This window comes from Roseixanthobacter pseudopolyaromaticivorans, from assembly GCF_043195145.2.
Classification (GTDB): domain Bacteria; phylum Pseudomonadota; class Alphaproteobacteria; order Rhizobiales; family Xanthobacteraceae; genus NCEH01.
On sequence record NZ_CM195539.1, the window covers coordinates 299,334 to 324,869 of the forward strand.

24 protein-coding genes and 1 pseudogene are annotated in these 25,536 nt (G+C 60.0%); 6 read left to right on the forward strand and 19 right to left on the reverse strand.

Going from position 1 to position 25,536, the window contains the following annotated elements; all coding sequences use genetic code 11:
- The first annotated feature begins 13 nt into the window (after positions 1-13).
- The 3 genes from V5F68_RS01335 to V5F68_RS01345 all read left to right on the forward strand — a co-directional run bounded on the left by V5F68_RS01335 (position 14) and on the right by V5F68_RS01345 (position 7,859).
- On the forward strand, positions 14-2,773 hold the full coding sequence (locus V5F68_RS01335) for an ATP-dependent helicase (protein WP_394016009.1): 2,760 nt from the start codon (positions 14-16) through the stop codon (positions 2,771-2,773).
- A complete protein-coding gene (locus V5F68_RS01340; protein WP_394016010.1) occupies positions 2,770-5,958 on the forward strand; it encodes a protein NO VEIN domain-containing protein in 3,189 nt (1,062 codons plus the stop codon). Before V5F68_RS01335 ends, V5F68_RS01340 begins: the two co-directional genes overlap by 4 nt.
- 461 nt (positions 5,959-6,419) lie before the next feature.
- Positions 6,420-7,859 carry an IS1182 family transposase gene (locus V5F68_RS01345; RefSeq protein ID WP_394016432.1) on the forward strand — a complete coding sequence of 480 codons (1,440 nt, stop codon included), beginning with the start codon at positions 6,420-6,422 and terminating at the stop codon, positions 7,857-7,859.
- A gap of 127 nt (positions 7,860-7,986) precedes the next feature.
- Here the strand turns inward: V5F68_RS01345 and V5F68_RS01350 are convergent, their stop codons facing one another.
- Positions 7,987-8,895, reverse strand: a complete 909-nt coding sequence (locus V5F68_RS01350) for an AraC family transcriptional regulator (RefSeq protein ID WP_394016426.1) — start codon at positions 8,893-8,895, stop codon at positions 7,987-7,989.
- Between the two features lie 94 nt (positions 8,896-8,989).
- Between V5F68_RS01350 and V5F68_RS01355 the strand changes: the two genes are divergently transcribed.
- The gene (locus V5F68_RS01355; RefSeq protein ID WP_394016425.1) at positions 8,990-9,739 is read left to right on the forward strand and encodes an SDR family oxidoreductase; all 750 of its coding nucleotides are present in this window, start codon (positions 8,990-8,992) and stop codon (positions 9,737-9,739) included.
- A 109-nt stretch (positions 9,740-9,848) separates the two neighbouring features.
- Here V5F68_RS01355 and V5F68_RS01360 read toward each other — a convergent pair whose 3' ends face one another.
- The 5 genes from V5F68_RS01360 to V5F68_RS01380 all read right to left on the reverse strand — a co-directional run bounded on the left by V5F68_RS01360 (position 9,849) and on the right by V5F68_RS01380 (position 12,507).
- Positions 9,849-10,016, reverse strand: coding sequence for a helix-turn-helix domain-containing protein (locus V5F68_RS01360; protein WP_394100507.1), 168 nt, complete (start codon positions 10,014-10,016; stop codon positions 9,849-9,851).
- Positions 10,017-10,047: 31 nt separating this feature from the next.
- Positions 10,048-10,401, reverse strand: a complete 354-nt coding sequence (locus V5F68_RS01365) for a recombinase family protein (protein ID WP_509274645.1) — start codon at positions 10,399-10,401, stop codon at positions 10,048-10,050.
- Positions 10,402-10,432: 31 nt separating this feature from the next.
- The gene (locus tag V5F68_RS01370) at positions 10,433-11,059 is read right to left on the reverse strand and encodes an RHS repeat-associated core domain-containing protein (protein ID WP_394100504.1); all 627 of its coding nucleotides are present in this window, start codon (positions 11,057-11,059) and stop codon (positions 10,433-10,435) included.
- A gap of 282 nt (positions 11,060-11,341) precedes the next feature.
- Positions 11,342-11,755: an Imm70 family immunity protein gene (locus V5F68_RS01375; protein WP_394016430.1), complete on the reverse strand. Its 414-nt coding sequence runs from the start codon at positions 11,753-11,755 to the stop codon at positions 11,342-11,344.
- Between the two features lie 287 nt (positions 11,756-12,042).
- A complete protein-coding gene (locus V5F68_RS01380; RefSeq protein ID WP_394100505.1) occupies positions 12,043-12,507 on the reverse strand; it encodes a hypothetical protein in 465 nt (154 codons plus the stop codon).
- A gap of 191 nt (positions 12,508-12,698) precedes the next feature.
- Here V5F68_RS01380 and V5F68_RS01385 point away from each other — a divergent pair.
- Positions 12,699-13,142 (forward strand): annotated as a pseudogene (locus V5F68_RS01385) (integrase core domain-containing protein); the annotation flags it as partial.
- A 445-nt stretch (positions 13,143-13,587) separates the two neighbouring features.
- On the opposite strand, the gene V5F68_RS01390 reads toward V5F68_RS01385, so the two are convergent.
- From V5F68_RS01390 to tolA, 11 genes are all read right to left on the reverse strand, one after another.
- Positions 13,588-14,715, reverse strand: coding sequence for an RHS repeat-associated core domain-containing protein (locus V5F68_RS01390; protein ID WP_509274646.1), 1,128 nt, complete (start codon positions 14,713-14,715; stop codon positions 13,588-13,590).
- A gap of 75 nt (positions 14,716-14,790) precedes the next feature.
- A complete protein-coding gene (locus tag V5F68_RS01395) occupies positions 14,791-14,973 on the reverse strand; it encodes a hypothetical protein (RefSeq protein ID WP_394016435.1) in 183 nt (60 codons plus the stop codon).
- A 7-nt stretch (positions 14,974-14,980) separates the two neighbouring features.
- Entirely contained in the window at positions 14,981-15,433 is a 453-nt protein-coding gene (locus tag V5F68_RS01400) for a hypothetical protein (RefSeq protein WP_394016436.1), read from the reverse strand.
- Positions 15,426-16,559, reverse strand: coding sequence for an RHS repeat-associated core domain-containing protein (locus tag V5F68_RS01405; protein WP_509274647.1), 1,134 nt, complete (start codon positions 16,557-16,559; stop codon positions 15,426-15,428). The genes V5F68_RS01400 and V5F68_RS01405 overlap by 8 nt, the downstream gene beginning before the upstream one ends.
- Complete coding sequence (comJ, locus tag V5F68_RS01410) at positions 16,560-17,036, reverse strand: competence protein ComJ (RefSeq protein WP_394016441.1); 477 nt, start codon at positions 17,034-17,036, stop codon at positions 16,560-16,562.
- A complete protein-coding gene (locus V5F68_RS01415; RefSeq protein WP_509274648.1) occupies positions 17,036-17,857 on the reverse strand; it encodes an RHS repeat-associated core domain-containing protein in 822 nt (273 codons plus the stop codon). Before V5F68_RS01415 ends, comJ begins: the two co-directional genes overlap by 1 nt.
- Positions 17,854-19,040 (reverse strand): IS3 family transposase gene (locus tag V5F68_RS01420; protein ID WP_394016438.1). Its coding sequence is split into 2 segments (ribosomal slippage): positions 17,854-18,788 and positions 18,788-19,040, totalling 1,188 coding nucleotides; the frame shifts between segments, so codons are not numbered across the junction. The genes V5F68_RS01415 and V5F68_RS01420 overlap by 4 nt, the downstream gene beginning before the upstream one ends.
- A 24-nt stretch (positions 19,041-19,064) precedes the next feature.
- Positions 19,065-19,262, reverse strand: a complete 198-nt coding sequence (locus V5F68_RS01425; protein ID WP_394100506.1) for a hypothetical protein — start codon at positions 19,260-19,262, stop codon at positions 19,065-19,067.
- A gap of 194 nt (positions 19,263-19,456) precedes the next feature.
- Positions 19,457-20,053 (reverse strand): hypothetical protein, encoded by a 597-nt coding sequence (locus V5F68_RS01430; protein ID WP_394016439.1) that lies wholly within the window; start codon positions 20,051-20,053, stop codon positions 19,457-19,459.
- 26 nt (positions 20,054-20,079) lie between these two features.
- Positions 20,080-20,910: an RHS repeat-associated core domain-containing protein gene (locus V5F68_RS01435; protein ID WP_509274649.1), complete on the reverse strand. Its 831-nt coding sequence runs from the start codon at positions 20,908-20,910 to the stop codon at positions 20,080-20,082.
- Positions 20,907-22,577, reverse strand: a complete 1,671-nt coding sequence (gene tolA, locus V5F68_RS01440) for a cell envelope integrity protein TolA (protein WP_509274650.1) — start codon at positions 22,575-22,577, stop codon at positions 20,907-20,909. Before tolA ends, V5F68_RS01435 begins: the two co-directional genes overlap by 4 nt.
- Before the next feature lie 191 nt (positions 22,578-22,768).
- Here tolA and V5F68_RS01445 point away from each other — a divergent pair, with 191 nt between their 5' ends.
- Positions 22,769-23,041 (forward strand): helix-turn-helix domain-containing protein, encoded by a 273-nt coding sequence (locus V5F68_RS01445; RefSeq protein ID WP_394016428.1) that lies wholly within the window; start codon positions 22,769-22,771, stop codon positions 23,039-23,041.
- A 37-nt stretch (positions 23,042-23,078) separates the two neighbouring features.
- Here the strand turns inward: V5F68_RS01445 and V5F68_RS01450 are convergent, their stop codons facing one another.
- Both V5F68_RS01450 and V5F68_RS01455 read right to left on the reverse strand, forming a co-directional pair.
- Entirely contained in the window at positions 23,079-23,723 is a 645-nt protein-coding gene (locus V5F68_RS01450) for a hypothetical protein (RefSeq protein ID WP_509274651.1), read from the reverse strand.
- Positions 23,724-24,421: 698 nt separating this feature from the next.
- The gene (locus V5F68_RS01455; protein WP_394014794.1) at positions 24,422-25,435 is read right to left on the reverse strand and encodes an alpha/beta fold hydrolase; all 1,014 of its coding nucleotides are present in this window, start codon (positions 25,433-25,435) and stop codon (positions 24,422-24,424) included.
- Between the last annotated feature and the right edge of the window lie 101 nt (positions 25,436-25,536).

Consider the following 25,536-nt stretch of genomic DNA (forward strand, 5'->3'; position numbering starts at 1 on the left):
TGGGGGAGAATCAATGTCGCTTACCCAAGCGCAACTAGCAGCGGTTCGGCATCGCGAAGGCAATCTGCAACTCATCGCGTGTGCAGGCTCTGGTAAGACGGAAGTAGTTGCCCGTCACATCGCGGGATTGCTCACCCCCAGCGATGCTGGTGGGGCTGGTTTGCTTCCGCGCAACATCATTGCGTTCACTTTCACTGAGAAGGCGGCTGCTGAACTGCGCCAGCGTACCATAGAGCGGTGCGCAGAAGCGATGTCTGAACTGGTCGGCGCGGCCGAGATGTATATCGGAACCATTCACGGGTTCTGCCTAGAGCTGCTCCGTTCCGAGGTTCCGCAGTTCCTCAAGTACGACGTGCTGAACGAAACGCAGCAGACCCTGTTCGTCGATCGCAGTTCCGCCCGATGCGGTCTGACTGCTACGTCGACGCTGCAGGGCCGGCAATTGCGGCGCTACATCGATACGCGGGTCTATATCGACGCGCTCGGGTTGCTGCGAGAAGCTCAGGTGGATCGTGCGACGCTCCAGCAGATAAGCATTGCCGATGGTCTCGACAGCTATAGCGCCTTGCTCCACGAGAAAGGCTACCTCGACTACTCTTCGATCCTGCAGGAGGCTGTCCGGGCGCTCACTTCCGACTCGGCGGTTCGAGCGCGACTTGCCGAGCGGCTGCGCGTCGTGATCGTCGACGAATATCAGGACGTGAACCCGATTCAGGAGCAGCTTGTCAGCCAGCTTCATGCGCTCGGTGCCGCAGTTCGGGTGGTCGGGGATGATGATCAGACGATCTATCAGTGGCGTGGCAGCGACGCCCGCAACATCCTTACGTTTGAGGCGCGCTACGACGCCCGATCGATCCGCTTGGAGGACAATTTCCGCTCGAGCCCCGGGGTGACCGACGTCGCGCGGCTGGTGATCGAGAAGAACCCTGTGCGCCTTGCGAAGGCGATGCGTTCAGCCGACCGGCAGACTCATGAAGTTGGCGACATTGTTGCTCTGCAGTTTTCCTCTCCCGATGAGGAAGCGGATTATGTCGCCCGAACCTGCCGCGCGCTCCATGGAACGATGATTCGGGAGGGGGACAGCGATCGAGCAATATCCTGGTCTGACATGGCCGTACTTATCCGCATTACAAACATGGCTGAACCGATTCGGGCCGCCCTCGAACGCCAAGGTATCCCTGTGGTGTCTGTGGGCTTGGGAAGCTTATTCGACACGCCAGAGGCCGAAGCCTCGCGCCAGCTATTCTACCTGATGGCGGGACAGGCGGAGGTTGTAGATGTTGTCACGGCTTGGACTGCCGCAAATCTTGGCATTGAACCGTCGCTAATCGGACAGGCGGTACAGGAAGCCGAGATCAGGCGGACCCGCATGACGACCGAAGACCAGGATGTCCGCTTCTCCGTCTACAATATCCAGCGCCAGTTCATTGGCTTTCTGGAGCGCCTGGGACTCCGAGAAGAGATGATACCTGGAGGGCGGGGCGCGGTTGTCTTCTACAATCTTGCCAAGTTCAGTCAGGCGATCTCGGACTTCGAAGCGATCTACTTCCATTCCCGCCCAATGCAGAAATATGAGTCGTTTGCTGGCTTCCTCCGCCATCAGGCGGAGCAAGTCTATGACCAGTCGACCGGCACAGAGGAGCGCCTTGTTGCGGTCGATGCCGTCCAGATTCTCACAATTCACCGTGCCAAGGGGCTGCAGTGGCCGGCTGTGTTCGTCCCGCAGCTCGTGAAGAACAGGTTTCCGCCAGCTGGCCGCGGCGGCATGTCGGTCTGGCATCTTGTCCCGGCGCAGAGCGTCGAAGGACAGAGCCGCTACCTGGGCTCAGATGAGGACGAGCGGCGCCTGTTCTATGTGGCGGTCACCCGGAGCCAAAAGCACCTGCACATGACCACCGCCCCGACCCCCGGTAGCAAGCGCAACGTCAAGCCTTCGATCTTCTGGTACGACGTACTCGAGTCCCGCTACGTGCGACGCACGCCGCAGGATCTGAGCGGCCGGCCGCGAGGAGCGCCGCAGGCCCGCTCGGCGATCGCCGATGTCCGACTTTCCTTTTCCGACATGCGCTATTTTTTCGAGTGCCCGTATCAGTTCAAGATGCGAACTCTTTACGGCTTCAACGCCCCACTCGACGAGGCACTTGGCTATGGAAAGTCGCTACACGACGCGTTAGCCGAACTCCATATGCGCGCGATCGCGGGAGAGGCCGTAGATGCGTCATGGGTCCAGGGGCTCGTGGATCGGCATCTCCGTGTCCCGTATGCCTATCCCAGTCTCCGGGAAACGATGCGGGAGGCTGCGATGCGAACTGTGGCCGCCTATATAGACGCCCGGCAGAGCGAGTTCCCACACCTCGAGTTTAGCGAAAAGGCCATCGAGCTCAACCTTGGGAACGGGGTGTCCGTAGCGGGGCGGATCGACCTCGTGCGGCGCAGGGACAGCGGCGATGTGGCAATTGTCGATCTCAAATCGAACGAACGCGCACAGGCGGAAGCGCTGACTGAGTCTCAGCTTCACATTTACGCGCTTGGTTATCGCGAGCTAACTGGGAAAAACGCAGATTTCGTCGAAACCTATGAACTCGATCATCAGCGGCGCAAGGCTAGGTCTGTCGACAATGACCTTATTCGGGACGTCACGGAGCGGATTCACCGCACCGCGAAGGCACTGCGCGACAATGATTTCGCCCCAGCTCCGGAGGCAACACGCTGCGCCACATGCGATTTCGGCCGTCTCTGTTCCGCTGCCGATGGCGTGAGGACTCCGCAATGACTGTCGACTACGCCGCTCTCCGCAAGGAAAATCGGGAGGAGTACGGTCGGGCGATCGGACGCATTGGTAAGATGCTGCTCGAGGAGCGCTACGACAAGCGGACGCATTTCATCTACGAAATTCTGCAGAACGCAGAGGATGCGCTGCGGCGACGTCCTGGCTGGGTTGGGTCGAGGGCAGTCAACTTCACCCTCAGCGCAAACGAACTTCGTATTTCCCATTTCGGCGCACCGTTCAACGAGGCAGACGTCCGGGGGGTGTGCGGCATCAACGCAAGTACCAAGGACATCACCTCGATTGGCAGGTTCGGGATCGGGTTTAAGTCCGTCTACGCCTTTACCAGACAACCCGAAGTACATTCCGGTTCGGAAGCCTTCTCGATCGCCGATTATGTCCTGCCACAGGCGATCCCCGCTCGTGAGCGCGACGCGGACGAGACTCTTATCCTACTGCCGCTCGATGCCGACCCTTCTGCGTTTGATGAGATTGCGGAGGGCCTGCGCTCGCTCGGCAGCGAGGCGCTGCTATTCCTGAAGTATGTAGACAAAATCGTCTGGTCCGTCGAAGGAATGGGTGCTGGAACCTACGGACGCGAGGCGGCCGGCGCCGGTCTCATGCTTGAGGTGAGGCTCGTCACCGCAAATGATGGCGAGACAACCCGCGAGGAATACCTGCTCTTTTCCCGGGACGTGGAGAACGAGGCAAAGGTCGTGGGGCAGGCGGAACTGGCCTTCCACGTCGTGCTTCAGGATGGACAGCGAGTCGTACAGCCCGTTTCCGACGCGCGGCTCGTCGTGTTTTTTCCGACCGTACTGCCGACCAACACAGGATTTCTCGTCCAGGGTCCTTACCAGACCACGCCGAGCCGCGACAATGTTCCCGCCGACAAGCCCTGGAACGTTAAGCTCGCCGGCATCACCGCCGACCTGCTGGTTGACGCACTCATGCACCTGCAGTCCGTGAACCTGCTGACAGTTGCGACGCTGCGTACGCTTCCTCTCGATCGTTCCAAGCTCGAGAGTGGACTCTTTTCACCATTGTACGAGCGCATAGTCGAAGCGCTCCGGACCAAACGGCTGCTGCCGACATCGACAGGCAAGTTCTCCAGCGCGGCCGAACTTTGTCTTGCGCGAGCCCAGGACGTCAGGGATCTGTTTGGTCCGCGGCAACTGGAGACGCTGCTCGGAAGCGAGGGCCTGGTTTATTGGGCTTCTGCGGAAATCACTGCGGATCGGGCGCCGCAGCTGCGAAATTTCCTTATGCAGGATCTCAAGGTCACCGAACTCACCCTGGATCAGATGCTCGCGCGTCTTCAGGACAGCTTCCTTGAGGAACAGTCTGACACCTGGATGGTGCGGTTTTATCAACTGCTCGCGTCCCAGCCATCCCTGATGCGCGGGCGTGCTCGTGACATTGCGCTGTACCGGCTCGAAAACGGAAGACACGTACCGCTGATGAGGAACGGTGTGCGGCAGGTCTTCCTGCCGACCGGGGAAAAGACGGGCTTCCCGACGCTGCGCGCCTCACTCCATACCTCACGGACACGCAAGTTCCTCGAAAGTGCCGGCCTTACCAAACCCGACCCCGTGGACGACGTGATCCTCAACGTCTTGCCCGGCTACAAGAAGGAGAAGGTTGACGTTACGAACTATGCCGAAGACATCGATCGCATGCTGCGGGCTTTCGACACGGACTCGCAGGCGCAGCGGGACAAGCTGATCGGGGCACTGAAGTCGGCCAATATCGTCATGGCTAGGGAGGCCGCCATTGGGAAGCGATTCATCTGCAAGCCTGGCGAGGTTTATCTCGCCGCCGCGCGCATGACGAACCTCTTCAAGGATGTAAAGGGGGTCCATCTCCTCGACACCTCTTTCGAGTGTCTTCGCGGCGAAAAAGTGCGAGACATGTTGGATGCGGCCGGGGCCACCCGCATCTTGCGGACCGAGAGCTACGCCAGCGATCTGACTGAGAGCGAACGGTTTGCGGTACGTCGCGCGGCAGGGTGGGAAGGCGCCAGCACGGAACAACGGATCCAGGACGTGGACGTGGCAGGCCTCGAAAAACTGCTCGAACTCCTGCCTAAGTTGCCGATAGAAAAGCGCCCGGACCGTGCGCGTCTACTTTGGGAGGCCGTCTCCGAACTCGTGGATCGTCGTGGTCCGTCGGTAATGTCCGTGACCTACAGCTGGACATACATGCAGACGCGCTCGACATCTGTCGATGCAAAGTTTCTGCGCCGCCTGAATGAGACTGCGTGGATACCGGATCAAACCGGGGAACTGCGACGCCCTTCGGAGATACTGTTCGCAGACCTTGGTTGGCCTTCGCATCCCGTTCTCGAAACCCGTATCGCTTTCAAGCCACCGGCGATCGCCGCCCTTGCCCGGGAAGTGGGGATCGACGCTGATGTGCTCGATGAACTCAAGCGGCTAGGGGTTACTGACCTCCAGCAACTTCGCGAGCGCCTCAGAGTGGAGCCCGCAGACGACGAGGACGCTGCCAACGACCCCGAAGATGATGACGTCAACGACGATCACGACGTCGATGACGAGGACGAAGGGGCCGATGAAGACTCCGGGCGGGGGGACAAATCTGGTGTCGGCGATGATACCTCCGGGGAGGGCCACGGCAGCGGTTCTGGCGGCCAAGGGGGCAGCGGATCAGGCGGTGGTGGCTCCGGCGGCGGCGCTGGCGTGTCTTCTGGCCAGGGGGGAGGCTCCGGTGGCGGTACTCGCGAGTTCATATCCTACGTGGGTACGCACCCCGGAGGCGACCACGCCGATCCGGACGGCCTCACACGGCAAGAACGCATGGATCTGGAAGAGGCCGCTATCGCGCTGATCCTACGCCTAGAGCCAACTTTTGAGCGGACGCCTGCTGGCAACAAGGGATTTGATTTGATCGAAAAGGACGTGGCTGGCGAGCCCGAGCGATGGATCGAGGTCAAGGCGATGAAAGGAACGCTGGCAGATCGCCCAGTCGGTCTTTCTAGTGCCCAGATGGAGCAGGCGCGCCGCTGCGGTGATCAGTTCTGGTTGTACGTGGTTGAACGCGCCGGTACTGCCCAGGCACGGGTTCTCAAGATCCGCAATCCGCATGGCGCAACGGGCACCTTCACGTTCGACCGCGGCTGGGAGGCGATCGCGACAATTGCGGCTGAGGATCTCGCGGCTGCCGCCGAGTAGGAGGAGCTGAAGAAGAAGCGCAGGCGGGTATGTTCCGGCAGATGAACCACGACGACACGTGCCGATTGCAGGAATCTTCTCTATCGCAGGTGTTGACGACGCATCGTTTCCAGCTGACCCTAGTGGCTGGGCCGGCTATATTGGCTAGACCGAAACGGGAATTTCAAGCTGCCTAACGCGTGTCCGCTTGACGCTGACCGAGCATGAACGTCGGCTTGTCGTCCGGATCCTGCCTAAGCAGCCAGTCCGTCGCCGGGCCCGGCTTCCGTGGTCCGTGCGGAAGCCGAACAAATGGCAAGTCTTGGGTGGCGACGAGAGCAGACCGAACGGCGACAAAGGGGACGGTTGCCGAAAGGCGGCTATCGCACAGCGGCACCCGAAAGCTGTCAGTCCGCTACCGGCCCGAGGCTGTGTGAAAACCCCTGATGATGCTATGATCTGGCAGTGCTTCGGGGTGCCATATGGGACGTTTCGTTGAAGCTGCTGACCGCCGCCAAGCAAGCTTTTTGCCGACGTGCCTGGAAGACTATGTGGATGCTGACAACCCGGTCCGCATCATTGACGCCTTCGTCGATGAACTCGATCTGGCCGAACTCGGCTTTGCTCGCGTGCAGCCGGCATCGACCGGCAGACCCGGTTATGCCCCGGGCACCATGCTCAAGCTTTATGTCTATGGCTATCTGCACCAGCTGACCTCGAGCCGGAAGCTGGAGCGCGAGGCGCGCCGCAACATCGAACTGATGTGGCTGACCGGCAAGCTGGCACCCGACTTCAAGACGATCGCGGACTTCCGCCATGACAATGCCAGCGCGATCCAGATCGCGTGCCAGCGCTTCGTCGCCATCTGTCGTGCCCTTGGCTTGGTCGGTGGTGGCATGGTCGCGATCGACGGATCACGCCTGCGCGCAGTGAACACGCACGAGAAGAACTACACCAAGGGCAAGCTGGCGCGCCGTAAGGCCCATGTCGAGGAGAGCATCGCGCGCTATCTCGCCGAGCTTGAGGAGACCGACAGGGCGGAGACCGGCCCGGCCACTTCCAGGATTCATCACCTGACCGAGCGACTGGCGTCGCTGCGTGGTCGGCTTCGCGAACTCGAGGAGATTGGCCAGCAACTGCAAGCCGCTCCCGATGAGCAGGTGTCGCTCACCGATCCCGATGCCCGTGCCATGGCGACCGGGAGCGACCATCGCGGGGTAGTCGGCTACAACGTCCAGGCGGCCGTCGATACCCGACACCACATCGTCGTCGCCAATGCGGTGACCAACCGCGGTCATGACCGCTCGCATCTGCTGGAGATGGCCACAGCGGCCCAGGCCGAGACCGGCGCTGCCGAAATGATCGCCCTGGCAGATCGTGGATACTATGAGGGCGAGCAAATCCGCGCTTGCGCCGAAGCTGGCATCATCCCGATAGTGCCCAAGCCAAATACCTCACCGGCTCAGGCGCGCGGCTTCTGGGGCAAGGCTAGGTTCGTGCATGAGCCGCAGACCGACACCTATCGCTGCCCCGCCGGTCAACAGCTGCAGAAACGCTTTGCCCGGGTGGAGGGCGGCAAGCTCATCAGCGTCTACTTCAACCAGAAGGCCTGCAGCGCCTGCCCGTCGCGTCCCCTGTGCACAGCCGGCAAGGAGAAGCGCATCCGCCGATGGGAGCATGAGGCCGTGCTTGATGAGATGGAGCGCAGGCTTCAAGCGATGCCCGAAGCCATGGCGGTTCGCCGCTGTACCGTCGAGCACGTCTTCGGCACCATCAAGGGCTGGATGGGTGCGACCCACTTCCGAACGCGCGGCCTCAAGCACGTCGCCACCGAAGCCAGCTTGGCGATACTGGCTTACAACATGAAGCGTGCCATTGCCGTGGCCGGCGTGGCCCCAACACTCAAGGCGATAGCCGGGTGACCGGAGCCGACGCGCACCATGGAAAAGGCAGCTTGACCGATCAGCCGCGCAGAGTTCTCACACAGCCTCGGCCCCATACCGGCCATTTGTCGCTGTAGCAGCAAACTTCCCGTCCTAGCAGCAGAGACTACGGCGACGAAGCTACGTCTCGTGCAAATTGTCCCGGCGGACAGCCGAGCCGTTTGCGAAATGCTGTGCTGAAGGCACTCGCCGACTCATAGCCGATTTCAGCTGCGATCCGATCCAGCGTCTTAGTCCCGCGTGCAAGGGCCGTCTTGGCCATCGCCATGCGCCATCGCGTCAGGTACTGGATCGGGGCGCACCCCAACAGCTCGCTAAACTGCGCCGAAAAGCTGGAGCGAGACATCCCCGCGATACCGGCCAGACGCGTGACGGTCCAGTTCGCGCGCACATCGCCGTGCATGGCATGAAGCGCACGTGCGATGGCAGGATCGCCCAAACCGCGGAGCAGGCCTTCGGACAGGGCCGCGGCGCCGCTTCGGCGCCAGCGGAGGGTCTCCACCAGCATGGCCTCCAGCAGCCGTTCTATGATCAATTCCCGTCCTGGGAAATCGGTGGCGCATTCTTCGGAAAGAAGATCGACGAAGCGACCAAAGCGTGTCGCCCTGCCTTCGGAAGCCGGGATGTGGATGAGATCAGGCAGCAGCTTGAGCAATAGGGCGGCATTCACTTTGTCGAATGTGAAGCTGCCACCCAGCGCGGCGAAGTCGGCGTCACCATCCTGCTCGCCGTGGCGGACAGCTTCATTCCTTGGTTCTACGGGCACGCAGGCGACTCCGGGCTGGCTGCTCAGGGTAAACGCGGGCGTCGTGGGAAGGAGAATGAAGTCGCCTTTGGCAATCTGGATGGGCGTTTTGCCTTCAAAGGCCAGCCATGCCTCTCCTGCCAACACGAGGGTGAATCCCGGAGCATCATGGGCCTCGTACCGTACCCCCCATTGCCCGCGCCCGGAAATCGGCTTCGAGACGGCGGCCTTGGGTCGGAGCAGGCTGATGGTATCGCTCAAAGGATCCATTTCGGACGATCTATAATTATTTTCGGAGCTTTAATTATGTATCGTCTCTGCGGTCTCGTCCATCCTCCTTTCAGCGAACGTAAGGAGATAGTCCATGAGCAAGACGATCCTCATCACCGGCACCTCGTCGGGCTACGGCAAGGCGACGGCGGAGCACTTCCTGCGGGGTGGGTGGAATGTTATCGCGTCAATGCGGCGGCTGGATCCGGATATTTTCGAGGCCCCGACCGGCCGTCTGCGCGTGATGCCGCTGGACGTCACCTGTGAGCAAAGCATCGCTGCTCTGATCGATGCGGCGGGCCAGATCGACGTTCTGGTCAACAATGCAGGGGTTGGCGGTGTCGGCGCCTTTGAAGCCATGCCGATGTCACTCATTCGCCAACTCATCGCGACGAATGCGATCGGCGTCATGGCGATGTGTCAGGCGATCATCCCGCAGATGCGGCAGCGTCGGTCAGGTATGATCGTCAACGTGACATCGAGCGTCACGCTTGGCGAATTCCCCCTCGCCGCCGCCTATACGGCGTCCAAACAGGCGGTCGAGGGATTCAGCGCGTCTCTCGCACATGAGCTTGGCTATTTCGGTGTCGGCGTGAAGCTCGTTGAGCCGGGCTATGCCCCAACAACGCGGTTTGGTGCGAACGCCATTATCCCGGTTCAGGACCTGCTGCCGGGCGAGTATGCCGAGTTCGCCCGGCCGATCCTCGCATCCTTCGCAACGCCGGCGCTGACGACGCGCGAAAGCGATGTCGCGGAGGCGATTTGGGCCGCCGTCCACGATAAGACGGGACAACTCAGATTCCCGGCAGGTGCGGATGCCTTGGCGCTTGCTGAAGCCCGCTGACAGGTCGCTTCACGGATTCCAAAGGGCGCTCCGAAAGAGCGCCCTAGAGCGAGGGCGTCAGAGTCTGATTTGCAGCGGCCAGAGCATGTCCGCAATTGGCGCCACGACCTCACTCCATGGGTCCGATACGGCTGATGGTGGCTTTGCTCACGCCTGTGATTCGCGCGAGTTCGCGTACGCTCTCTCCCTCCGCCCTTCGCTGGGCAACGAAGGCACGCTGATCGGCCGAAAGCACATGCTTTCGGCCGAATCGCACGCCGCGCGCCTTGGCGCGCATGCGGCCTTCTCCCGTGCGTGTTCTGATCAGCTCACGCTCGAATTCGGCAAGACCAACCAAGCACGGTGAGCATGAGACGGCCATGCGGCGTGGTCGTATCGGCCCAGCCGTCGCCGAGAGACTTGAAGGCGGCACCGCGCTCGGCGATCTCGGCGAGAATATTGAGCAGATCACGCGTCGAGCGTGCCAGGCGATCAAGTCGAACGACCAAAAGCGTGTCACCCACTTGCAAGGCGGCCAGACATTTTCGCAATTGCCGGCGGTCCGTTTTGGCGCCGCTTGCCGTCTCCTGGAACAGCTTCTCGCAGCCAGCGGCCCTGAGGTGTTCGATCTGGCTATCTAAAGTCTGCCCATCAGTTGAGACGCGCGCGTAGCCAATAATCATTCTCGCATTATGAGACTATATTATGAGACAGTCAACGCGTTGAAATTTCAGAACATAAATATCGTCTCATATATTTTGATTTTTGAGACGGCGCGCCCCAGAATGCATTTATCTTGCGTAAGCCTAACTCACGCCCCTTGCTTTCCCGGAAGTCAGTCGCAAGTGCATCCTCGCCCACCGTCGCTGCTTCTTCTGCGGCCTGCCCAACCCGCATGAGTGGCACGGCCATCCCGAGGCGCGCGACCGTCGGACCAGCTCGCCACAAAAACTCTAACGGATCACTCATTAAATCGGAAGCATAACCGCGGATGTCGTGGGGCGCTTGTAGGAGCGCGTCGAAGCTTTCGTAAAAATAGCCGCTCCGGCTTCGCATCGGGCTATCCGCCGCAAGGCCGTATATATCGACCAGGTTCAGCGGATCATTATTGACATAGGCATAAAGGTTGATCCCGCCATCATAGCCGATGGGATCGGGCTGAAGGAAGCGGCCGAGCCTGGGCGAATACATCCGCGCCCGAAAATCGTAGAGCCCATTGGTCTCGGCATCGATTCGCGCCCCGGTATAGCGGAACATGCCGCTGGTCGACGTGCTCTCGCCGAAGGCCTGGAAGCCCTCCTTGGTCAGTTGTCCCGAGGCACTGTTAAGGCGGCCCACCATCGAGCCGAGGATGTCTGGAATGAACCTCGCCCGGCCCGCGCCGACCGCATTGGCTGGGCCGCAGGTCTGGCGGGAGCGGCAGTGACCTGGCCGCGCGCCAGCGCGGCTAGGTCTCCAACAGGGAGGCAGGATTTTCGCTGACGGATCAACCGCTTGCCGCCCTTCCGGCACCAAAAACGGCACCGGTGTCTCGCCACCAGTTCTACCTATCTCGCTAAAAAACGACGTGCAGACAATGACTTAACCCGCAGGGGGAGCCACTGCTTTTATCTTGCTTTCGTCTCATTGGAACAGGATGGGCAACCCTCGCTCAACGCTCAACTGCGTCAAGCCCATGAAGCGATCCAAGAGGGGTTCGCCGTCCACATCAAAGAAGCAGTCATATAGGTTGGCGGGGCGAAGCCCGAGCGATTTGGCCACCCGAGGCTTCCAACCCTCTCCAAGGGGCTCGGCGGGTAGGTCCATAAACCCTTCAGTGATCGCCGCGAGTTCCGCTGCCAGCACAGCAGACTCATCTGGAGACCATTGCCCATCGCAGTCAGAATGCAGCATCAAAGTGGGGTATCGCGACCCTGCCACTCCCCCTTCAAGATGGACCGCAACTGCAGATCGGAACGCGCTAAAGTCGGCGTAGGAACCCACCTCCACCCCATCCAGCTCGTCATCACCGTCGAAGATCGCCAGATACAGTCCCATTAGCTTCTCGTGACCTCCAGATTCCGACGATATTCTTTGGCCAAGGCCTTCAAAGTCTCACTAAATTTACATGCCTTCGGCACGTCCAGCACCAGTTTTGAGCCTTCCTGAACGGCCCGATAGAGGAGAAGTCGTATCTGATATGTGGCTCTCAACTCAGACACATTTTTGATCAGATACATTCGATTATTCACCTCGGCATCCGGTAGCGCACCCCTTGCGACTTGCCGCTTCGTCATTTCAAATTTCACGGCGTGCTCCTCTGTACGATGTCTCGGCTGCACATATCAATTGGGGCGGACGACCGAAACACCCCATCGGTCGAGCCAGGACTGGAAGGCCGGATTAATCGGCCTCGTTGTCTCGATTGTGAGTGGCGTGTCCGTCGTCAGTGACCTGTAAGTCTGAAGTCTAAGTTGATAGGTAGAATCTAGCATACTTGAGCCGCCCTTGAGTTCGAGATTTCCGCCAAGAGTGCCGTCAAAAATCGTACCCTTTGCCAATCCGCCGGGGGTAAATTTCGGGTCTCCGACAATCACCTTAAATGCGGCGCTATCGAAGTCAGCTTGACCCGGCCGCCAGACTCCATTGTTCTTCGGAATACCCAACTGAGCCAAGCGCTCGGTTTCATGAGCTACGCCCGCTTCGAGCGCCGAGGGGACTGCACTGTCTGCGGCGGCTTGGCCGAACCATGCTGCGGCTCGGCCAATTATGGCATTGCCAATAAAGAGGGTCGCGACGGGAGCAGCCACTTCCCCCCCCGAGAGCCCCGGCATTGAACGCAAAGCTTCCGTTCTGAAGTGCAGCTGAGATCGGCGTATTGAACAGCGCGTTCGATGCTCCAGCGGAGAAGCCATCCGCCGCAAGGCCGTATATATCGACCAGGTTCAGCGGATCATTATTGACATAGGCATAAAGGTTGATCCCGCCATCATAGCCGATGGGATCAGTCTGGAGGAACCGCCCGAGCCTGGGCGAATATACCCGGGAATGCTTGGCCATCCGCATCGACCGGAAGCTCAACTCGACCGCCGCCATCGACGTCGTGACGGACCTGTACGTGCTGCGGGGCGTGCCGGGGCATGTTCGTTCAGACAATGGCCCGGAGTTCATCGCCGCTGCCGGGGCCAGAACGGCCTTCATCGAGCCTGGCTCGCCGTGGGAGAAGGGCTATTGCGAGAGCTTCAATTCCAAGCTCCGCGACGAACTCCTCGATGGCGAGATCTTCTACAGCCTTGCCGCGGCCAGGATCGTCATCGAGAGTTGGTGGCAGCATTACAACACTGAACGACCTCATTCCTCGCTCGGCTACAAACCGCCGGCGCCGGCCGCCATCGTGCCGCCACCGCCAACATCAAAGCCGGCACAAAGGCCGGCAATGCATTAGGGTCAAACTGGACCACTCAATCGGGGCTGGCCGGATCGTAGGTCCGGATGATGCCACTCCTTCCGACTACGGATCTTCAGATCGTATGATATCCCGCTCACGTTCGAATATCGAATATGCCTCAGGGTCGCGATCATAGAAGGCTTCGAGGAAGTCATTCTGTTGCCAGGATTCCGGAGAAATGTCGATCGCGGCGTTCTCTAAAACCCTAACTTTCCAGTTGGACGGAACAGTTTCACTAATTACCTCAAACGATTTTGCGCTCTGGTACCCCATTGTAGCGAACCCGGGGTCGCGGTCGTTGCTTATAATTCTGTACCGCAGGCCAGATTGTTGATCCATGAAAATACTCATAACGTGGTACACCTGCCCCATCGTCAACCAAGGGGAAGAATCGACAGCCTCCCCTTTTGCGTTAAATAAATTGGTGCATTTTACCTTCATTTCAGAATGCCCCAAATGACTTGCTGGTGTTAAAGATGGTCTTGTAGTCGAGTCCGTAATACGGCTCCATAGTGGTCGAATTCATATAGTAATGCACCTGGAAATTTCCCGATGGGCTCTGGAAAGTCGATGTCGCATATTTGCCTACCCCCTGCGGGAGCGCGGGGTTTCCCAACTCGCCTGGAGCAATAATCTGCCTTGAGCTGTTTATCGCGTCTTGGGTTAATCCACCCGACGCAGTGAACGGTGAGTTGGCCGATTCAAGCGAAAGTTGTTGGGCGAGCCTTGGGCCATTAGCGATGTTGGCCGCACTTTCTGCTCCCTCTGCAGCCACCGGCCCAACCCGCATGAGTGGCACGGCCATCCCGAGGCCCGCGACCGTCGGACCAGCTCGCTGCAGAAACTCTAACGGGTCGCTCTTTAAATCGGAAGCATAACCGCGGATGTCGCGGGGTGCTTGAAGCAGCGCGTCCACGCTTTCGTAAAAATAGCCGCTCAGGCTTCGCATTGGGCCATCCGCCGCAAGGCCGTATATATCGACCAGGTTCAGCGGATCATTATTGACATAGGCATAAAGGTTGATCCCGCCATCATAGCCGATCGGATCCGGCTGGAGGAACCGCCCGAGCCTGGGCGAATACATCCGCGCCCGGAAATCATAGAGCCCATTGGTCTCCACATCGATCCGCGCGCCGGTGTAGAGAAATGTGCCGCCGAGTGACGTCCTCTCGCCGAAGGTCTGGAAGCCCGCCTTCGTCAGTAGACCGTCGCTGGCGCCGAGCCGCCCCACCACCGAGCCCAGGATGTCGGGGATGAAGGTGGTGCGCGCGGTCCCTGCGGCGTTCATTCGGGCCAGCACGTCGTTCGGTCCCGATCCGAAGGCGTACCAGTTCAAAACCGTGCCGCTCGCACCGTCGTAATCCAGAACCGCGCGGCTCTGCGGATCCTGAACGAAGACACTCGTTGCGCCGTTGACCGTCTTCGCCTTGCGCCGGCCCAATGCGTCGTAGGCATAGCTGGCACTGGTGCCGGCCCCGCTCGCCGAGACCAGACGGTTCTCGGCATCGTAGCCATAGGTGAAAGTGCCGTCGAAGGTCAGGTTGCCGTTGGCGTCATAGGTCGGGCTCACCGTGCCCACGCTGGTGTATTGGTTGAGGGTATTGGCGGCGTAGAGGGTGGAAGAGGCTGTTGAAGGAGTACTCCATCAACTGCTGTCATTCGCGCTCTGCGTGAGCCGGCGATTGGTGGCGTCGTAGGTGAAATTGAACGCGGCGCTCGACGCCGTCGGCGGCGCCTGCGCCGGGCTGAATTGGAAATCAGAGGAGGACGCCATCACATCCAGAGCTCGAGTTGCAGCCACCAGCCGGAAAAATTTCAAAAAATGCAAATAAACATCAACCTATATTAAACAACAACAATAAAAATATCAATGTTATAAAACAAATACTAAATGCGATAAACATCAATGGTACCCATTTTTTCAAATTATTATATTTTAGGGATGAAAAATTTTCTTCTTCGTGAATTGAATTATATTTCAAATTGATAAGACGCGCGGCGCGAATTAGAAGCGCCAAGCCCAACGTCACCTCCAAAAAAAGAGTCGCAATTATAATATACGCGGCGGCCAATCCGCCGCCGACGGCCGCACCAATTAAACCGATCTGAAAAATCACCAATGAAACAAGAAATAATACAGAAAAAAAACCAATTATTACTCTATATATTTTCCTTACATTTGAGCGCCTTTCAAATTGCGTTAAAGAATAAACTATAAAGATAAATAAAAAGATCGATGTAATCGCTAACAATAAATAATCATAATTGATATTTTTCACTTCATTCATCTCTATTTTTGAGTGTTTTAGTAGCAGAAGATTCGAACAAAGCCCCACCAACGAGAGGCGCAAAAACAGAAGGCCCACTTGAGATCGAAGCTGCAACGGCCGACTTAATCCATTCTGAACCAGGAGATTTTGATAATATATTTCCCAAAACACTGCCCCCTGCACCACTCAAAGCGCCACCGATTATTGCGCCAGCGGTGGAGCCGGGATTTATCTGTGTTGAAAAATTGCCTTCAATAGCATTTGTTAAAATCTGCCCCGCAAGATCGCCTGCGCCACCACTCATCGCACCAAGGAATGCAAAAGTAGCGACTCCGAGACTTGGATCAATAAATCCTAGCCCACCCCCGGTGATCGCACCGACGATCGCGCCAGCCGAAACCGATTTCCAACTTGAACCTGGAGCAGCAGCAGCACCCGCCGCTCCATAAAAAGCTCCCGTGACCGCTCCTACCACCGTCCCCATCAATGGATCCAATCCCGAGGGATCCACGAGATTCAGCGGATCATTATTGACATAGGCATAAAGGTTGATCCCGCCATCGAAGCCGATGGGATCGGGCTGCATGAACCGCCCGAGCCGCGGCGAATACATCCGCGCCCGGAAATCATAGAGCCCGCCGGTTTCCGCATCGATCCGCGCGCCGGTGTAGAGAAATGTGCCGCCGAGTGACGTCCTCTCGCCGAAGGTCTGGAAGCCCGCCTTCGTCAGTAGACCGTCGCTGGCGCCGAGCCGCCCCACCACCGAGCCCAGGATGTCGGGGATGAAGGTGGTGCGCGCGGTCCCTGCGGCGTTCATTCGGGCCAGCACGTCGTTCGGTCCCGATCCGAAGGCGTACCAGTTCAAAACCGTGCCGCTCGCACCGTCGTAATCCAGAACCGCGCGGCTCTGCGGATCCTGAACGAAGACACTCGTTGCGCCGTTGACCGTCTTCGCCTTGCGCCGGCCCAATGCGTCGTAGGCATAGCTGGCACTGGTGCCGGCCCCGCTCGCCGAGACCAGACGGTTCTCGGCATCGTAGCCATAGGTGAAAGTGCCGTCGAAGGTGAGATTTCCGTTGCAGACCTGAAAGCCTAGGCGGCTGCACCCTCTGCGGCATCTGATATCAGCTATCAGAAACCTCATTCAGGCTGCAGACGTGGTGAGAAGCAACTCATTTTCAGGACTAAGATCGGGATCGGCGCGAACAATCCGAAATTTCGGATTCGTATCCCGCACAAATAGGAAACGAATTCTAGCTGCTTTGCTGCTAACAGGCTCGTAACATTCAAATCTCAACTTGTATATTCCAGCTGGAATTTCAAGAATATAGCTGTCCGAGATACTTCCAATCTCGATGGTTCCATCAGCAGGTACCTCGAACGGCACCTCTATTATCCTAACCGCATCAGGCGATTGTCCGTTTTCGATGACGTCGACTGCTACGGTTACGATATGCTGACCACCTTCCGCAATAGTACGAAACGCCGCGCTACGCGGTCTCCACGAAAATCCCTGAGCAACATGCTTCTCGGTCCATTGATTGAACGGACGTTCAAGCGAGTGATCGAAAACCGTCACTTGCGAATACGAGACAAGAATAGATATTTCCACGGATTTCATTATGGGACAACCTTGATTTGCACCTGTGAGCCATTCGGTAAGGGCTTGCAGCAGTTTCCAATATACGAACCCGCAGACATATTGTCCGCCGGGCTTATCGCTCGAACACTTGCGCCAGCACCTCCCTCGCTGAACATAGCTGGGGGATATTCATCCAATTGCATCCCCGGCACCTTCGGTATCCCGCCGGTCGCAGCAGCCCTATTCGCGCCAGCACCAAGCCTGTCTATCGTCAAAATGCTAGGTTGGCCGGCAGCTTGCGCATCAGCAATATGTTCAGCCGCTTGCCCGAAACGCGAAGTAGACATTTCAATGACCGGGACTGCCCCTTCCGCTGCGGCTCTTAATGCGCTTCTTGTGCCAACGCCAATCCCTGGACCCACAACACCGAGTATGCTGTCTACGACGGATGCTCCTCCATAGACGACCGCTGAACCATAATTTCCCTGCCGGTACTCTCCCGCGGCCAGCCCGGCATAATAGGCCCCTGGGGCAGCATTCACGAGGCTCTGGAGCAAACTCTGGCTGAAGGAAGGGCTATCCGCCGCCAACCCATACAGGTCAACAAGATTCAGCGGATCATTATTGACATAGGCATAGAGATTGATCCCGCCATCGTAGCCGATCGGATCCGGCTGGAGGAACCGCCCGAGCCTGGGCGAATACATCCGCGCCCGAAAATCATAGAGCCCATTGGTCTCCACATCGATCCGCGCGCCGGTGTAGAGAAATGTGCCGCCGAGTGACGTCCTCTCGCCGAAGGTCTGGAAGCCCGCCTTCGTCAGCGTGCCGTCGCCGGTGACCTGCCCCTGATTTTTCATCCAGCCTGGACCAGAGTCTCAGCGTTGGTTACGCCGTTCGGCGCGGTGTGAGCAACGAGCCGGCGCGCAGAGCTTTCAGATTGCGCTGCGGGTCGGCCTGTTGCGGTCAGGTGCGCGGCGTAGGCCGCAGGGGTCTGGTAGCCGATCGACGAGTGCGGTCGGCGGGTGTTGTAGTCGGCGGCCCACTCGGAGAGCTTCTGACGGGCGTGGTCGAGGCCGAAGAACAGGCTCTCGTTGAGCAACTCGTCCCGCATCCGGCCGTTGAAGCTCTCCACGAAGCCATTCTGGGTCGGCTTGCCCGGCGCGATGTAGTGCCAGGCGACGCGATGATCCTCGGCCCAGGTCAGGATGGCGGTGGAGGTGAACTCCGTACCGTTGTCGCTGACGATCATGCCGGGCCGACCGCGGCGGGCGACCAGGGCCGACAACTCACGCGCCACTCGACGCCCCGAGATCGAGGTGTCGGGGATCGCCGCCAAGCACTCGCGGGTGACATCGTCGACCACGTTAAGGATGCGGAACCGACGCCCGCCGGCGAACTGGTCGTGCACGAAGTCCAGGGACCTGCGGGCGTTGACCTTGGCCTCGACCAGGATCGGCGCCCGCGTGCCGATGGCGCGGCGGCGGGAACGGCGTTTGCGCACCGTCAGCCCCTCCTCGCGGTAGAGCCGGTAGATGCGGTTCTTGCCCGAGGGCTCGCCCTCCCGCCGCAGCAGCACGAACAGCCGGCGGTAGCCGAACCGCCGTCTCTCGGTGGCCAGGCTGCGCAGACGCTCGCGCAGCGCGGTCTCCGGCGGCCGGCAGGATCGGTAGCGCACCATCTTGCGGTCGGCTTGGACAATGGAGCAGGCCCGACGCTCGCTGATCTCGAACACTGTCCGCAGACGAGCGACGCCCTGGCGCACGGCGGCGGGCCCTACCATTTTTTTGAAAGCAGCTCGTTCAACGCCGCCTTGTCGAGCATCGCGTCCGCCAGCAGCGACTTGAGCCGGCGGTTCTCATCCTCCAGCGCCTTCAGCCGCTGGGCCTCCGACACGCTCATGCCGCCAAACTTGGCGTTCCAGGCGTAGATCGTACCTTCCGAAACGCCGTGCTTGCGGGCCAGATCGCCCGCCTTCGCCCCAGCCTCGTTCTCCCGCAGGATCCCGATGATCTGCTCTTCCGTGAATCTCGCTCGCTTCATGTCCGTCCTCTCAAGGGCCGGACTCTAGCTCCGCGTGGAGGAAAAACTCAGGGGCAGGTCACCGGCGCCCAGCCGCCCCACCACCGAGCCCAGGATGTCGGGGATGAAACTGGTGCGCGCGGTCCCTGCGGCGTTCATTCGGGCCAGCACGTCGTTCGGTCCCGATCCGAAGGCGTACCAGTTCAGAACCGTGCCGCTCGCACCGTCGTAGTCCAGCAGCATTTCCTGGCAGCACCCGGGCGAGCGGAGGGCGGTTCATGGCGGCGAAGCGGTTGGCAAAGCCGAGCGGCCGTCAGGCCGGCCCTTGACGGCACAACGGCGTGTTTATCTTGCCATATCTTAAATCGGCCCAAACTCGCGCCCGGCCTCAGCTTTTGACTACCTCGCACCGTATTTCTGCCGCACCTCATCGGCCGTCAGCCTCCTTGAACGCCGTAGTGCTGGGCAAGGCCGTGTCGCCAAGGCTCAATCAATTGGCCGAACGGAGCGGGTGCCGCAGGGCCGGCCTTGAGGAGCACCGTAATCGGTTCGGCGTGCAGCTGTTTCAAATGCTCCGCATATTTTTCCATATCGCCGCGCTGGCGCAGGGCAATGACGGCAACATCGTTCCCCTTCTCGCAGTAAATGCTCCATCCCCCGCGGTCCGATGCACTTCCAAACCGGTCCATGCCAAACAACCAACCCTGGGCCGGGCCGCCCTGTCGCAGCATAGCGTCATATGAATGCGGCTCCGTCTCTGTATCTATGAACAACATGGCTGCCGACTCATACGCCATCCCGTCCGTCTCGCTGAAATTGAGCAGGCAACAAACCTCCGCCTGCTCCGTACTTAGCAAGCCAGCCGCGATCACAGCAAAATTCGACGCAAACAAACGATCGGATTCGAAAAACAAAAATGCGCCCCAACTCCCTCGAAACACCTGTGCTGGAAAAGACGCCGCGCTATCGATGGAACGAACCATGTGATCGAACGCACGGTGCTTTGCTTCATCAGAAGCCTTTACGCTACCCATCCTAAAGCCGTCCTCAGCAGGGCCGCTCATGGCCCACCTAATGAGTATTTCACGATGCTGCCGTTGCCACCAAAAAACTGTGCGCCAGGCACCCCCGTGCTCGTCCGTGTATAAATCGTCCACGTATTCGTACCATTATTTAGTATCGTGGCACCCGGCGATCGCTTCACGAAATTATATCCGTTCGATACCAGGTTTTTCTGAAATTCAGCTGCGCCAACATCGGTCTGAACGTTCAGATATTGGCTCCCCGCGCGCGTAATGGACGTATCGTACAACGAAGACGCGCCGTTGAGCGCACTCTCGCCCACCGTCGCTGCTTCTTCTGCGGCCTGCCCAACCCGCATGAGTGGCACGGCCATCCCGAGGCCCGCGACCGTCGGACCAGCTCGCTGCAGAAACTCTAACGGGTCGCTCTTTAAATCGGAAGCATAACCGCGGATGTCGCGGGGTGCTTGAAGGAGCGCGTCTACGCTTTCGTAAAAATAGCCGCTCAGGCTTCGCATTGGGCTATCCGCCGCAAGGCCGTATATATCGACCAGATTCAGCGGATCATTATTGACATAGGCATAGAGATTGATCCCGCCATCGTAGCCGATCGGATCCGGCTGAAGGAAGCGGCCGAGCCGGGGGGAATACATCCGCGCCCGGAAATCATAGAGCCCGCCGGTTTCCGCATCGATCCGCGCGCCGGTGTAGCGGAACGTGCCGGCGGTGGAGGGGCTCTCGCCGAACGGCTGGTATCCGGCCTTCGAGAGCACGCCAGTGCCGGAATCCAATGCCCCGATCACCGAGCCCAGGATATCGGGAATGAGCGTGGTGCGGGTGCCCGCGCTCAGATTGGTCTGGCCAATCACGTCATTGGGGCCTGTGCCGAACGTATACCAGTGCAGGAACTGACCGCTGGCCCCATCATGGTGCAGTCGCCGGTGCTGGCGAAGAGATCGCGCACCCTGCGCCGCGCCGGTCCCGGCCGCTCCGACAGGATGGCTGTGAGCTGTTGCGGCGTGCGGCAGAAGACCGTGCGCTCGACGATGGTGCAGCGGCCGCCTTCGACGCAGCGTTCTTCGCCCGGCTGCGCGACGGATGCGGCCTTCGACGCCGAAGCCGTCTTTGGGGCTGACCGCAGCGTGGCGAGCGCGGCCAAGGCCTGATCGAGCTCGCGCTGTGCCTGTGCTCGCTCGCGCCGCACTCCTTCCAGGGGATCGGGACCACCGCCGCCCGCCAGACCCTGGAACGCCTGCGCCATGCCGGATGGGCCCCGCGCCATGCCCATGGCCAGGTTCTGCATGCGGCGCGCCTGATCGGCCTGGATCGCGGCGGAGCGCTCCTGCAAGCGCCGTTCGGCCGACTGCACGGCCTGGCGTGCTCGCGCGACACGCGCTTGAGCGGCATCCAAAGCATCGGCGGCAGCCGTGGCTTGTGCCAGCGCTTTTGGCGCATCTCCTTTTTGCCCGGCGCTTTCACGTTCCGGAACTGCGGTATCCGGCGCATCATCCGAACGGGAGCGATCTTGCGGCTTAAACGTAAGCTGGAGCTCCCGCCACGTCTCGTATTGGTCCGATGGGAAGAACACATAGGGTGCGCAACGTTTCAAAGCGTCGAGGACGCTTTCCGTAAACGTTCGCGCCTCTTGCTCTTGCGGCTGCTTTATGATCGAGGGCTCACCGTCGAGGGAGCCGTCCGGCTTGAGAGCGATGCGGACGGTGATCGAGATGCTGCTTTGCCTATACCTGAACGGGACATCCCAGCATTCGCCCAGGTATTTGTGAAAGACCTTGTACGCCTCCTCGAACGTGGTCGGCTTCGCCTCTCCCGATGGGCTCGGCTGGGGCGGCGGCGATTTGAGGCTGCGCCCCTCACGCAGCCACGTTTGCTGCACGCGCCATATGATGTCGCTCTCCAGCTGGGACAGGCTGTGCTCGACCGCGGCGTAGGCGTCGTCATTCGCAAGAAGCGTGAGAGCCTCCTTCACGCGCGTCAGATTGATGCCGCCCAGGTTCGCCTTCGGAACCGAGATCCCAACTCGTGTCAGCAGGTCTATTCGGTGCTGGATCCTGGCATAACGCTGGGCTCCGAGCTGAATGTCGGCCCGCCCCGCTTCGGCCCGGCTGAGCCAATCGGCGGCAAAGCGCTTGCGAATCTGTGCGGCGAGGTCGGCAAGCTGCCGATCGGTCGACATGTCGTCGGCATAGGCGGCTTTGAAATAGCCGGTCTGAAGCCGGCACATCTCATCCGGCGGCGCGGGCTCGGATAACGATCGATCCTGTTGGGCATCGAGGTTGCTGAAGAATATTTGGGCTTGCGTCAGGGGCTCCTGGTTCACCGTCTTGATGGCGACGAGGGCTAAATCGCACATGCCGCCCATGGCCTCGGTCAGTTCGGCCGAGAAGAAGCGGTTCGGATCCGCGAAGGCTCCCAGCGCGGCGCTCTGATTGAGCACGTCTCGACGGATGAGCTGTTCCGGGAGGACGTACTTCTGCTCGAAGATCCGGTCCTTGTAGCCGTACTCGGAGCGGGCCAAGGCGGGGCTGGCGAGCAGGCCGAGGCTGCCAGCACAGCGCAAGCGTCCTGATCAGCCTGGGAGAGGCCATCGGAGGGGTTCCTTTCTGAGGGGGGCGAAGCCCTGGAAAAATCGGGCATCGGCGGAGATGAATTTCGTAACATGCACTATAATGCGTAGCACACTAGTGCACAATGACGCGCCATCGCACCATGGTGGATGCGCAACATGTGCTTGGTGCAAACGTTCGACGCTGCCGTCTGGCGATCGGCCTCTCTCAGGAAGAGGTGGCTGAACGCATGGGCGTCGATCGTGCTTACGTCAGTGGCTTAGAAGGCGGGCGCAGAAATCCCACCCTCACCACGATATGGGCGATCGCGCAGGCTCTGGGCGTTGAGATGTCGACATTAGTCAGCGCCGCTGGGGCGAGCGACCCGGCGCCCCCCATCCGAAAGCGGGCACCTCGTCGGAAGCCTACCGGATAATAGTGCTGGGAGGCCATGAGGCCTCCCAGCTTCCCGCTCACGCCTTGCAATCGGGATGCATGAGGGCGAGCTGGCTGATCGGCCGCGTGATCACCGGCAGATCATCGAAGCCGTGCCATTTGAGCGTGGCCCGGGTCGCATCGCGATTGATGACTTCGGCCGGCCACCAGCCGTTGAACGCACCGTCTTCATAGTCCGGCGCCAGCACCAAATGGCCGCTGGCAATCTCGGGCCAGAGGCCGACGGCGACCTCCTTACTGACAACACCGAGATTGCCGCCGTCGAGCATGTTCTGCGATGCGATGGCCACGGCAGCGACAGGCTTGTCCGTGGCGCCCGAGGCGGCCTCAGCGGCCGTTTCGACGGCCGGCGCTGTCGTCGTCGCCTGTGCTGCCGCCTTGGCCTCAGCGGCCTTCGGAATCAACTGCACGACAGGCGCAGTTTTGGCCGCGCTCTCGACCACGGCCGCGAGCTCGCTGATCATGCGCGGCGTGACCGCGCCGAGCAGGGGAGCACCCTCCTTGTCGAAGGCGCCGCGCGCGAGATTCGCGATGAGCTTGGCGTCCTTCGCCGGATGCAGCGTCACGCTGCGATGGCCGAGGCCCTCGGCTGCAACGCGCGCCTTTTCGGCGGCCTCGCCTTCGAACTTTGCGGCCTGGGACGGCGTGGCATTGAAGAGCACGAGAATGCCGTGCGAGGCGGCCTGAGATTTGACAGTCATGATGCGATCTTTCGTGAGGCTGGCGGCAGTCTCCGCCTCTGTATCTTATCATAATACCGTCTATTTGTCAAGCAACTCGTGCCGAGGGGAGGCTCTGGCTTCATTTCGGATCGAATATTTTGTTCTTGAACCTGGGCCTATAGTCACCCCGCTTGTCTGTCCGGAGTTGCAAAGCTCGGATCATCGATATGGTTTGTGGCAGGCATGGCCGATGTTCGGAAACCAAGCGGCTTTGGACGCCGATCCCGGCTTCCGGCCGAACTGGGATGCGCAGACGATTGGAGTCGGAACGCGGCTCGCCGCTCAAGATCGCTTGGCCTCGCGCGCGCGAGGCTGCTATGGCTCTCAAAGATACCCAGTGAAATGCAGTGGGATTCCGCTTTTTGCGCACCGAACTCACGAAGCTGCAGCCGCGAAAAATGTAGGCACGTCTGTAGGCGTGAAAAATTTTCTACCTGTATTTTACCTTTAAAATCAATCTATTAAATCATTAGTTCGACTCCCTTCCGGCACGCTTCAGAGCGTCGCGTAAGATTTCAAAGCATTTGAAATCAATGAGTTGAGCCTTTCACGGGGTCGTGGGGTCGCGGCGTCTGGTGACGCCAAACCATCGGTGGTCATCACCTCCGGCGTTCGTCGCCCGTTCCGCGCAGTACGAACTACGAAGGAAAAACCCGCCCAATTGGCGCGTCGGACGTTGCACCGGGGCGCCAGCCCCGCTCATGGGAAACACGTGCCACATCCTCGATGGCGGACATGACCTCGCGGGTGGCGGTCTGGTGCACCATGTGCCCGCCGCCCGCGATGCGCTTGAACGTGCTGCCCGGGATATGGTCGTGAAGGCGGCCGGACTGGTCGTCGATGTCCACGATGCGGTCGCCCTCTCCGGCGACGATGGCGACAGGCATCTTCAGCGCCGCGTACCTTCCGGTGACGCCGTAGGCCGCAGGGATCATCAGCATCGACTCGGCAGCGGATGAGCGCAATTGAGACGGACGCAGCGCCATGTCGCGCGGGAATGCCCGGAACTTCGCCGGCACCTTTGCAGGAGCGAACAGCTTGCGCAGCATCAGCGGCCACATCAGCCGTGCGACGAGCGGCGAGAGGGTGTAGCGGAGCACGTCGCCAAGGCCCGGCACCGCGGGGCCGGAGAGCGCGACTGCATCGGCACGAAAGTTCGGGAAGTAATACCCGGAAGCGAGGATCAGGCCAGAGACCGCCTGAGGATGGTCTACAGCGAGCCGGACCGCAACGCATGCGCCCCACGAATGGCCGAACAGCACGAAGCGCGGAATGCCAAGCTGTCGCAGCGCCTTGTGAAGCAGTTTCGCCTGCGCATGCGCGGTCCAAACGGTCGTGCGCGGACGGGAGCTGTGGCCGAAGCCGGGGCGATCGAAGGCGATGACGCGATGCTTGGCAGCGGCGAGGTCGATCAGGCCGCTTGTTTCGAGATCCTCGATGGTCACGCCATTCCCGTGCAGCAGCACGAGGGGCTCCCCCGATCCGCGCTCCACATAGTGGAGGCGCACACCGTCCACCTCGACGAACTTGCCTTTGGGCGGGTTCCTGCGCTCGGTACCGCGTGCGACGAGCGCGTTGGCAATTGCCGCGGCCACTCCGGCGGCCAGCGCTGCGGTGAGAGCGATCTGTAGATTGGACACACGAGAGGACATAACGAGCACTCCTTGAGCAGGCATGCTCGATGACTCGGGGATCCGGACAAATATAGCAGCGTTCAGAAAACGCCATGATCTTTGAGAAGTTCCTGAATTCT

Bases quoted from the DNA above. Each gene is read 5' to 3' on its own strand.
- V5F68_RS01335 (WP_394016009.1), top strand. From the start codon at position 14: ATGTCGCTTACCCAAGCGCAACTAGCAGCGGTTCGGCATCGCGAAGGC.
- V5F68_RS01340 (WP_394016010.1), top strand. From the start codon at position 2,770: ATGACTGTCGACTACGCCGCTCTCCGCAAGGAAAATCGGGAGGAGTAC.
- V5F68_RS01345 (WP_394016432.1), top strand. From the start codon at position 6,420: ATGGGACGTTTCGTTGAAGCTGCTGACCGCCGCCAAGCAAGCTTTTTG.
- V5F68_RS01350 (WP_394016426.1), bottom strand. From the start codon at position 8,895: ATGGATCCTTTGAGCGATACCATCAGCCTGCTCCGACCCAAGGCCGCC.
- V5F68_RS01355 (WP_394016425.1), top strand. From the start codon at position 8,990: ATGAGCAAGACGATCCTCATCACCGGCACCTCGTCGGGCTACGGCAAG.
- V5F68_RS01360 (WP_394100507.1), bottom strand. From the start codon at position 10,016: ATGCGCGCCAAGGCGCGCGGCGTGCGATTCGGCCGAAAGCATGTGCTT.
- V5F68_RS01365 (WP_509274645.1), bottom strand. From the start codon at position 10,401: ATGATTATTGGCTACGCGCGCGTCTCAACTGATGGGCAGACTTTAGAT.
- V5F68_RS01370 (WP_394100504.1), bottom strand. From the start codon at position 11,059: ATGGTGGGCCGCCTTAACAGTGCCTCGGGACAACTGACCAAGGAGGGC.
- V5F68_RS01375 (WP_394016430.1), bottom strand. From the start codon at position 11,755: ATGGGACTGTATCTGGCGATCTTCGACGGTGATGACGAGCTGGATGGG.
- V5F68_RS01400 (WP_394016436.1), bottom strand. From the start codon at position 15,433: ATGAATGAAGTGAAAAATATCAATTATGATTATTTATTGTTAGCGATT.
- V5F68_RS01405 (WP_509274647.1), bottom strand. From the start codon at position 16,559: ATGAGGTTTCTGATAGCTGATATCAGATGCCGCAGAGGGTGCAGCCGC.
- comJ (WP_394016441.1), bottom strand. From the start codon at position 17,036: ATGAAATCCGTGGAAATATCTATTCTTGTCTCGTATTCGCAAGTGACG.
- V5F68_RS01415 (WP_509274648.1), bottom strand. From the start codon at position 17,857: ATGAAAAATCAGGGGCAGGTCACCGGCGACGGCACGCTGACGAAGGCG.
- V5F68_RS01425 (WP_394100506.1), bottom strand. From the start codon at position 19,262: ATGCTGCTGGACTACGACGGTGCGAGCGGCACGGTTCTGAACTGGTAC.
- V5F68_RS01430 (WP_394016439.1), bottom strand. From the start codon at position 20,053: ATGGGTAGCGTAAAGGCTTCTGATGAAGCAAAGCACCGTGCGTTCGAT.
- V5F68_RS01445 (WP_394016428.1), top strand. From the start codon at position 22,769: ATGGTGGATGCGCAACATGTGCTTGGTGCAAACGTTCGACGCTGCCGT.
- V5F68_RS01455 (WP_394014794.1), bottom strand. From the start codon at position 25,435: ATGTCCTCTCGTGTGTCCAATCTACAGATCGCTCTCACCGCAGCGCTG.